Consider the following 2,972-nt stretch of genomic DNA (forward strand, 5'->3'; position numbering starts at 1 on the left):
AGCAATAAAAAAGGCCACCGAAGTGACCTTTTTGAATGCCTTAATAGCTTATCTGTTATCCGCTAATTCACGATGAGCTGCTTTCGCTTCGTCAACTCGCGCTAACTTTTCCAAGTCTTTGTCTTCAACAAATACTGGCAGAGGTTTGTGTTTTTCAGCTAGGTAGCTGTAAATCACAGGTAGTACGAATAGTGTGAACAGTGTACCGATTGCAAGGCCAGCAACGATGACGATACCGATACTGAAACGTTGCGCGGCACCTGCACCTGTTGCGTACATCAACGGGATCAAACCTGCGATCATCGCTGCAGTGGTCATTAGGATAGGGCGAAGACGCACTTTCGCAGCTTTCATCACCGCATCAATACGAGACCGTTTATTATGTAACTGCTCTTCTTTGGCTACTTCACAGATCAAGATACCGTGCTTGGTTATTAGGCCGACCAGCGTGATCAAACCAACCTGCGAGTAGATGTTCATCGAGGCTGTACCCCAGGCCAATGCGATCAAGGCACCACAGATTGCCAGAGGTACAGATACCATGATGACAATAGGGTCGCGGAGTGATTCAAATTGAATCGCCAGAACGAGGAAGATGATCGCAAGTGCAAGACCGAAGGTTGCATACAAGGCACTACCTTCCGTTACAAACTGACGAGATTCGCCCATGTAATCGTGGTTATAGCCTGCAGGCAGCTTGGTTTGTGCAATATTCTCAAACCAGTCGATTGCGTCACCCATAGCAACACTAGGCGATGGTACTGCACCCACAGTCGCTGAGTTTAGCTGGTTGAAGTGTGGCAAAGAGCGAGGCTCAGCCACCACATCGATAGTAATCAGACTGCCTAATGGAACCGCTTTACCATCTACAGAGCGTACATAGTAGTTCTTCATCGATTCTGGGTTTAGACGCCATTTACGCTCAACTTGAGGAATCACCTCATACGAGCGACCATTCAGGTCGATTCGGTTTACATAACCATCTGCCATCATGGTGCTGAGAGTGATGCCAATGTCTTGCATCGTCACACCGTAGGCACCCGCTTTGTCTTTATCGATCTTGATCTTCATCGTTGCTGAATCGTAGTTCAAATCCAGGTCGGAATAGACAAACATTGGGCTACTTGCAACATCGGTTAGAATATCGCTAGCGATAGTAAACAAGCTCTCGAAGCTATTTGGTGTTGTAATTACAAACTGAACAGGTAGACCTGAGCCTGCACCTGGAAGCTCTGGCATTTGGAATGCAGTGACAGACATACCAGGCACACTTGATACTAGGCCACCCACACGTTTCGTGATTTCAGATTGGCTTGCCTCTCGTTCACTCCAAGGCTTCAATGTTGCTAGGCCAAACGCTTGGTTTGAGTTTGGTACACCATTAAAGACCTGTGCGTATTCCACCTCCGGTTGATCTGAGAGTATTTGGTTTACGTCATCCATGGTATTTTGGATATAGTCCAAGTTCGCGTTTGATGGGGCGGTACCCATCAGCATGACCACACCTTTATCTTCAGATGGTGCTAGTTCGCTAGGAATAAACTTGAACAAGACCGGTAAGCTTGCAAATACAATGATTGCAAACGCAATAACAACCGGACGATGAGCCATTACCGCTTTCAACATGCCTTCGTAACGAGTGGTCATGCCATCAAGGATATGGTGAACTTTTTGCTCAAACTTGCTTGGCTTCTCGTTCGCCTTCAGCATCTTCGAACACATCATTGGTGATAGTGTCAAAGCGATGATGCCGGATACGAATACTGAACCTGCCAGTGTCAAAGCGAACTCTTTGAACAATGAACCGGTGATACCACCCATCAATGCGATCGGCGCGTACACTGCACCTAGCGTCAATGTCATCGCGATAACTGGAACCGCAATTTCACGCGTACCAATAATTGCAGCTCGGAATGGCGATTCCCCTTCTTTGATGTGACGGTCAACGTTTTCTAGTACAACGATCGCGTCATCCACCACCAGACCGATGGCAAGCACCATCGCCAGTAGCGTCATCAAGTTCCAAGAGAACCCCATTGCCTGCATCACCATTGCCACACCAATCAATGAAAGTGGAATGGTCACGATAGGAATGATTACCGCGCGGAATGAGCCCAGGAACAGTGTGATAACCACAAGTACGATTACTGCTGCTTCAAGAATCGTTTTCACTACTTCGTGAATCGATTCGTTGATGGCGATAGTTGAGTCGTACATTACGTTCATTTTGATGTTACTTGGTAGATTGCGCTCAAGCTGAGGCAACAGTTCAAGTACGTCTGCTGCAATGTTGATTGGGTTAGCACTTGGCGCTGCGTTGATCGCTGCAACCACAGCTTCTTGACCGTTTGCACTTGCGCGATAAACGTCGTGACTCTTCTCTAGCGTTACTTTAGCGATATCACCTAGGCGGATGACATCCCCTTCACCAGTTTTCACGACCAATGCTTCAAGTTCAGCAACGTTTGATACCTGAGTATCTGCGCTACCGTTATAAAGCACGAACTCACCCGTCGCTTGACCGGTTGCAGATTGGTAGTTGTTGGCGTTAAGAACGCTCATCACATCGGTTGCGGTCAACTTCAAAGCGCCCATTTTGGCAGGATCTAGCCATACGCGCAGTGCGTACTTCATACCACCATACAGGTCAACTTTGGACACACCGTTTACGGTGAACAACTGCGGGTTGATTACACGTTCAAGGTAGTCAGTGATCTGGCTTGAAGATAACTCGTCACTCGTAAAGCCGATGTACAGTACCGCCGTTGTCGAACCTGTCGACATGGTTACGGTTGGGTCTTCGGCTTCTTTTGGTAGCTGTGAACGTACCGAGTTGGTTTTCGCCAGAATGTCAGACAACGCCGCATTTGGGTCAGTATTCAACTTCATGTTTACAGTAATGGTCGATTTACCCAGTACCGATTGCGAAGTCATGTAATCAATATTATCGGCTTGCGCTACCGCTTGCTCCA

Annotated in this window: 1 protein-coding gene; it reads right to left on the reverse strand. The window is 47.5% G+C overall.

Features of this window, described 5'->3' with window-relative positions:
• Nucleotides 1-48: 48 nt before the first annotated feature.
• A partial coding sequence (gene vmeD, locus IQR33_RS06265; protein ID WP_193843596.1) for a multidrug efflux RND transporter permease subunit VmeD occupies nt 49-2,972 on the reverse strand: 2,924 nt, incomplete at its 5' end.

It is taken from the genome of Vibrio sp. OPT46 (assembly GCF_015163535.1).
GTDB lineage: Bacteria > Pseudomonadota > Gammaproteobacteria > Enterobacterales > Vibrionaceae > Vibrio > Vibrio alginolyticus.